Below are 6,023 nucleotides of genomic sequence, written 5' to 3'. Positions count from 1 at the left end.
AATACAAGTAGCCCATCGGTTAGTTGATCCCTGGCACCGAAACCAGGACGTCAGCGGTCGGCCGTCGAATTCAACGGGGTCCTGCGTCTGTTGCATGTAGTCGTGTTGAATAACTGCTACGCGTTAGCGTCACAACGAAGAGAAGCAGCGAAAACCTGGAGGCCACTGCCGACTTTTGAGGGTCGGCCACAAGCTTCATGAGGATTGATCGCAAGCGCTTCTCGTCCTTGTACTGGACGTTCGGGCCAGGTCAGCTTCTTCAATCTGCCTTGTGGGCAGCGTGTATCCGGGAAAAACAGCTCGGCGGTCAGACGAGCTTGCTCGAACATGTTGCGGTACTCCCGATCGGGGAGATGTCTGCATCATGCAAGGCCAAATCGGACGCGTCAACCATTATGTAGTGATTATTTTCAGGCACTACATATTGTCTGACAAAACGGATTGGAATGAAAAAGGGAGGCCGGGACACGCTCGTCAGGGCGACGGCGGCGGGCAGTGGAAGCGATAGAAGGTGCAGGCATAACCGTCTACGGGCCGCTGATGCAGGGTGAATAGGCCGCCTGCGAGATCAGGCATCACTTTGGCCCAGAACCGCCGTGCGGGCGGATTCGCATCGATGTGGAAAATCTGCCATTGACCGGGGAATTGGCTCAAGAGGGTAGAAACGACAAACTTCGCGACACCTTGGCCACGGAAGCGTCGACTGACAAAAAAGTAGCCGATGTTGTATTCCGCCCCCTCGATGTGGGTGTTGTCATCCACGGTTACGAAACCGGCCAGCTCATCGTCCACCCTGATCAGGAACGGTCGGGTCGCGGGGTTGCGCCAGTAATCGGTTTTCGGCTGGATACTGAAAAAACCATGCTCACCCAGTTTCAGTGGCAGCCATTCGCTGAAGTCATACACGTAGAACTGCATCAGGTTTTCGAGGGTGTCGAGGTCGTCGCGTTGTGCGGCGTGCAGTTCTATCGAAGGCATTTGAGGCGCTCCAGATCGCGCAGGACCGTCCATAGCCCTGTCAGGATCACTCAGTGCGGCGCGAAGTCATACTTCCCGCCTTTCTTCAATGCGGCAATGTAAGCCGGGCGCGCCTGGAAGCGATCGATCCAGGCCGCTACATGAGGGTAGTTGCCTAGCTTGCCCTGGACTCTGGCGATCTCGCCAATGAAGCTCATCTGGATATCGGCGGCACTGAACTCATCACCGAGCAGGTATTCGGACTGGCTCAGTGCAGTGTCGAGGTAACCAAGGTAATTGGCCACTTCCGAGTTGATGCGCGGATGCAGCGGCGCACCAGCTTCTCCCAGACGTCCGACATACAGGTTCAACATCAACGGCAACATGGCCGAGCCTTCGGCGAAATGCAGCCATTGGATGTATGCATCGTAGGCGGATGTGGACGGATCGGGTTGCAGGCGCCCCTGGCCATGGCGGCGAATCAGGTAGTCGATGATCGCAGCAGATTCGATCAGCGTTTGCGTACCGTCTTCAATGACCGGCGATTTCCCCAGCGCATTGATCGCTTTCAGTTCCGGCGGCGCGAGATTGGTTTTCGGATCGCGCTGATACCGTTTCAGCTCGTAAGGAATCGCCAGCTCTTCCAGCAGCCAGAGAATGCGTTGGGAACGGGAGTTGTTCAGGTGATGCACGATAATCATAAATAAGATTCCTGTAGCAGCTGTCGAGTGAAACGAGGCGGCGATGTCTTTTCAGAAACAGGCGGTCGCCGGGGCTTGAAGAACACTAGACCATCCCGGCCCATTCGAAGTGCCCTCAAGCCTTTCCTGCCGGTTTCGCGGCGCGTTTGCTGCCCGTCACGGGTTTGCGTTTCGCCGGCTTGCGTTTGTTTTTCCACGGTGCTGCGCCATGCCCGGCGGGGCTGGCCGGCCCGCTGATGGTCAGGCTCAGACCGGCGCAACGGGCAACTTGTTTGCTCATCCACGCGGCCTGTTTGGTGACGAATTCTTCCAGGCTCATTTCGCCGCTTTGCACCATGTCCAGCGCCTGTTCCCAGATGGCGGTGGTGCCAGGGTCGGCAATCGCGCGCGGTACGGCATCGATAAGGCTAAACGCCGCTGGGGTTGCAGCCAGCGCCTTGCCGTTCTTGATCAGATAACCACGGTCGAGCAGGCCCTGAATGATTGAGGCACGAGTCGCCTCGGTGCCGATGCCGGTGGTGTCCTTGAGTTTTTGTTTGAGCAGCRGATCTTCCACCAGTTTGGCCACGTTCTTCATGGCCTTGATCAGGTCGCCTTCGGTGAACGGTTTGGGCGGTTGCGTCCACAGGTCCTTGAGCTTCACGTCAGCCACTGCGCAATCGAGCCCTTCGGCCAATGCCGGCAGGGTTTGTGGCGCCGGCGCCTCGCGGCCCTTGGCGGGGGCGAGGGCTTCGGGCAGGGCACGTTTCCAGCCGGGCTCGACGATCTGCTTGCCGACGGCGCGCAAGGCTTCACCGGCGCAGTTGAAATCGGCCTGGGTGCGGTCGTATTCATGATTGGGCAGGAACTGCGCCAGATAACGGGCGCGGATCAGCGTATAGACCGCCCGCTGTTTGCCCACCAGTCGATCCAGATTCTTTGCCGCCGCCGTCGGGATGATGCCGTGGTGAGCCGTGACCTTGGCATCGTTCCAGGCCCGTGAGCGCCGTTGCGGTTCCAGGTAGTCGTTCAGCGCGTTCAGGGACGGGTCGGCCTGGCGCAGTGCGGCGAGGATCCCCGGCGCTTCGCTGTGCTGACTCAACGGCAGAAAGCCGCAATCGCTGCGCGGGTAGGTGATGACCTTGTGGGTTTCGTAGAGCGCCTGGGCGATGTCGAGGGTTTCCTGGGCGCCGAGCCCGAGCTTCTTCGAGCAGACTTCCTGCAAGGTGCCCAGATCGAACGGTAGGGGCGCCACTTCACGCATGCGCTCGGTGCGCAGCTTGATCACCCGTGCAGTCGCGGCGTTGGCCATCGCTCGGGCGGCGTCTTGCGCGAGGAACTGGTTCAGGCAGCGATCCTGATCGTCGCAAGCATCGGATGCCGCGCGCCACTGTGCGGTGAACGCCGTGCCTTGGTGTAACAGCTGCACGTCGATGGCCCAATAAGCCACTGGGACGAAGTCGGCAATGCTGCGATCACGATCCACCACCAGCCGCAACGTGGGAGTTTGCACCCGACCCACCGGCAACACGCCTTGATAACCGGATTGCCGCCCCAGCAGCGTAAACAACCGGCTCATGTTCATCCCGATCAGCCAGTCAGCCCGGGAGCGGCCTAACGCCGAATGATAAAGGCTGAAGGTTTCGGCCCCCGGTTTGAGCGCGGCCAGTGCCTTGCGGATTGACGCGTCGTCCAGCGCCGACAGCCACAACCGGCGGATTGGCCCGCGATAGCGGCAGTGCTCGACCAGTTCGCGGGCGATCATCTCGCCTTCACGGTCGGCGTCCGTGGCAATCACCAGCTCATCGGCCTCGCCGAGCAAGCGTTTGACGGCTTTGTATTGGCTGGCTGTACGCGGCTTGACGGTCATCTTCCATTTCTCGGGGATGATCGGCAGGTCCGCCAGTACCCAGCGTTTGTAGCGCRCGTCGTAAGCGTCCGGCGGTGCGGTTTCAAGCAAATGGCCGATGCACCAGGTCACCGTGACGTCTGTTCCCAGCCAGCAGCCATCGCCCCGACGCTTGGCGCCGAGCACAGCCGCAATATCTTTGGCCTGGGAAGGTTTTTCACAGAGGTACAGCCGCATAACCACCATCGTTCATCAAGTGTGCAAGAGGCGCACAGAATGGCGGGTGATGAGCAATCGATCAATCATTATCTGTATGGATGTACAGCAAAGCTGTTGCGTCGGGTTGCTGCCGCCGATACGGCCCGTTCGGCTGCGAGGCCGTAGCGAAGACGAATTTTGGGTTATACCTGACAGTGGTGGCCTCAGGTTTTGGGGCCCTGCGCGACCCATCGCGGTCAAGTCGGATCGCCGCATTGCACGCTCCCACAGGTTCATCACTGTCATGAGGAACGTATTCCATGAAAAGCTCCGCTCCTAGTCCTGTCATTACCATCGCCGAGCAGCCGGGCTGCCTGCTCGTGAAGTTTCATGGCATTCAGGTGGCCGCGTCCGCGCGCGCACTGGTGTTGTTGGAAGCCAATTACCCACCGGTGTATTACGTGCCGCGAGAGGATATCGACGAAAAATATTTCGCCCGCACCGACCACACCAGCTATTGCCCCTACAAGGGCGATGCCAGCTATTTCAGTTTGCAAGTCTCGGGGCATGAAGGCGCTAATGCGGTTTGGAGTTATGAAGACCCCAAAGTGTCCGTTGAGCAGATTCGCGGTTACGTGGCGTTCTACCCGGATCAGGTGAAGTTCGAGTTACTCGACGCCGAGGTTTGAGGGGCGTTTTCCCACGGTTCGTGGCGAGGGGAGCCCTCGCCACAACGTCCCGTCAGTTTTTATCGAGATCGACGTTCTTGGTCTCACGCAGACAGATCATTCCCACCACCAGGCTCACCGCGGTAATCACTACCGGGTACCAGAGCCCGTAAAAGATGTCCCCGGTGTAGACCACCAACGCAAACGACACGGTCGGCAGGAACCCGCCAAACCAGCCATTACCGATGTGATAGGGCAGTGACATCGAGGTGTAGCGGATGCGCGTCGGGAACAGTTCGACCATCAGCGCCGCCAGTGGGCCGTAGCACATGGCCGAAATGATGATCAGGATCACGATCAGCGCGACGATCATCGGCTTGTTGATTTGCTGCACGTCAGCCTTTGACGGATACCCGGCGAGGGTCACCGCACCGCGCAGGGCCGGTTCGTCGAAGCCGTCCAGCGTCACGTCACCGACACTGACCTGCACGCCACTGCCCGCAGGTGCGGCTGCGCTGGCGTAAGGCAGGCCTTGTTTGACGAGAAAGGTTTTGACCTTGTCGCACGGGCTGTCAAATTTCGCCTTGCCCACCGGATCGAACTGGAACGTGCACGTCGCCGGGTCGGCTAACACGGTAATCGGCGCCTGGCGGCTGGCCTGGTCAATGGCCGGGTTGGCGTAATGCGCCAGGGATTTGAAGATCGGGAAATACAGCGCAGTGGCCAGCAGCAGGCCGATCATCAGTATCGGTTTGCGCCCGACCTTGTCCGACAGCCAGCCAAAGAAGATGAAGAAAGGCGCGCCAATAATCACGCTGACGATCAGCAGGCCGTTGGCCAGGGCCGGGTCCATCTTGAGGAATTGGGTAAGGAAAAACAGCACGTAAAACTGCGCGGCGTAAAAAGTCACCGCTTGCCCGGCGTTGATGCTGAACAGGGCGATCAGCACGACTTTGAGGTTTTCCCACTTGCCGAAGGAGTCGCGCAGTGGCGACTTGCAGAGCTTGCCTTCGGCTTTCATTTTCACGAAGGCCGGCGACTCGTGCAGGCTCAGGCGAATCCAGGTCGAGATGCCCAGCAGAATGATCGAAAACAGAAACGGAATGCGCCAGCCCCAGACTTCGAATTGGTCACCGGTGAAGTAGCGGCAGCCGAGCACCACCAGCAGCGACAGCAACAAACCAAGAGTCGCCGTGGACTGAATCCAGCTGGTATGGAAACCGCGTTTGCCCATCGGTGCGTGTTCYGCGACATAGGTGGCAGCGCCGCCGTATTCACCGCCCAAGGCCAGGCCCTGAAGCATGCGCAGCACCACCAGGATGATCGGCGCCGCGATGCCAATGCTCGCGTAGGTCGGCAGCAAGCCGACGCAGAAGGTCGCCAGGCCCATGAGCACAATGGTCGCGAGGAACGTGTATTTACGCCCGATCATGTCCCCCAGGCGTCCGAAGACCAGGGCACCGAAGGGCCTCACCACAAAGCCCGCCGCGAAGGCCATCAACGCAAAAATGAACGCCGTGGTGTCGTTGACCCCGGCGAAAAACTGTTTGCTGATGACCGCCGCAAGGGCGCCATAGAGGAAAAAGTCGTACCATTCGAAGACCGTCCCGAGCGATGAAGCGAAGATGACTTTGCGGGTGTCGTGGCTGATCGTATCGACCGGCACGGCGT

The 6,023-nt window shown here is 59.5% G+C and carries 5 protein-coding genes; 1 reads left to right on the top strand and 4 read right to left on the bottom strand.

The genetic code is table 11. From position 1 onward, the window contains the following. Nucleotides 1-474: 474 nt before the first annotated feature. The 3 genes from AC1DRJ_RS17545 to AC1DRJ_RS17535 form a co-directional block, all read right to left on the bottom strand. Nucleotides 475-978 (bottom strand): GNAT family N-acetyltransferase, encoded by a 504-nt coding sequence (locus tag AC1DRJ_RS17545; RefSeq protein ID WP_477803268.1) that lies wholly within the window; start codon nt 976-978, stop codon nt 475-477. Between the two features lie 50 nt (nt 979-1,028). Continuing rightward, entirely contained in the window at nt 1,029-1,658 is a 630-nt protein-coding gene (locus AC1DRJ_RS17540) for a glutathione S-transferase family protein (protein WP_477803267.1), read from the bottom strand. Between the two features lie 115 nt (nt 1,659-1,773). Further along, nucleotides 1,774-3,723 (bottom strand): DNA topoisomerase III, encoded by a 1,950-nt coding sequence (locus AC1DRJ_RS17535; protein ID WP_477803266.1) that lies wholly within the window; start codon nt 3,721-3,723, stop codon nt 1,774-1,776. A 281-nt stretch (nt 3,724-4,004) separates the two neighbouring features. Between AC1DRJ_RS17535 and AC1DRJ_RS17530 the strand changes: the two genes are divergently transcribed. Continuing rightward, nucleotides 4,005-4,373: a DUF427 domain-containing protein gene (locus AC1DRJ_RS17530; protein WP_477803265.1), complete on the top strand. Its 369-nt coding sequence runs from the start codon at nt 4,005-4,007 to the stop codon at nt 4,371-4,373. 52 nt (nt 4,374-4,425) lie between these two features. On the opposite strand, the gene AC1DRJ_RS17525 is transcribed toward AC1DRJ_RS17530, so the two are convergent. Further along, nucleotides 4,426-6,018 carry an MFS transporter gene (locus AC1DRJ_RS17525; RefSeq protein ID WP_477803269.1) on the bottom strand — a complete coding sequence of 531 codons (1,593 nt, stop codon included), beginning with the start codon at nt 6,016-6,018 and terminating at the stop codon, nt 4,426-4,428. Nucleotides 6,019-6,023: the final 5 nt, after the last annotated feature.

It is taken from the genome of Pseudomonas sp. P5_B2, from assembly GCF_056400445.1.
Note: the sequence above shows the minus strand (reverse complement) of the source record. Positions and strands in the feature narration are given on the sequence as shown.

Coding starts and splice junctions, on each gene's coding strand:
- AC1DRJ_RS17540 (WP_477803267.1), bottom strand. CDS start 1,658: ATGATTATCGTGCATCACCTGAACAACTCCCGTTCCCAACGCATTCTC.
- AC1DRJ_RS17530 (WP_477803265.1), top strand. CDS start 4,005: ATGAAAAGCTCCGCTCCTAGTCCTGTCATTACCATCGCCGAGCAGCCG.
- AC1DRJ_RS17545 (WP_477803268.1), bottom strand. CDS start 978: ATGCCTTCGATAGAACTGCACGCCGCACAACGCGACGACCTCGACACC.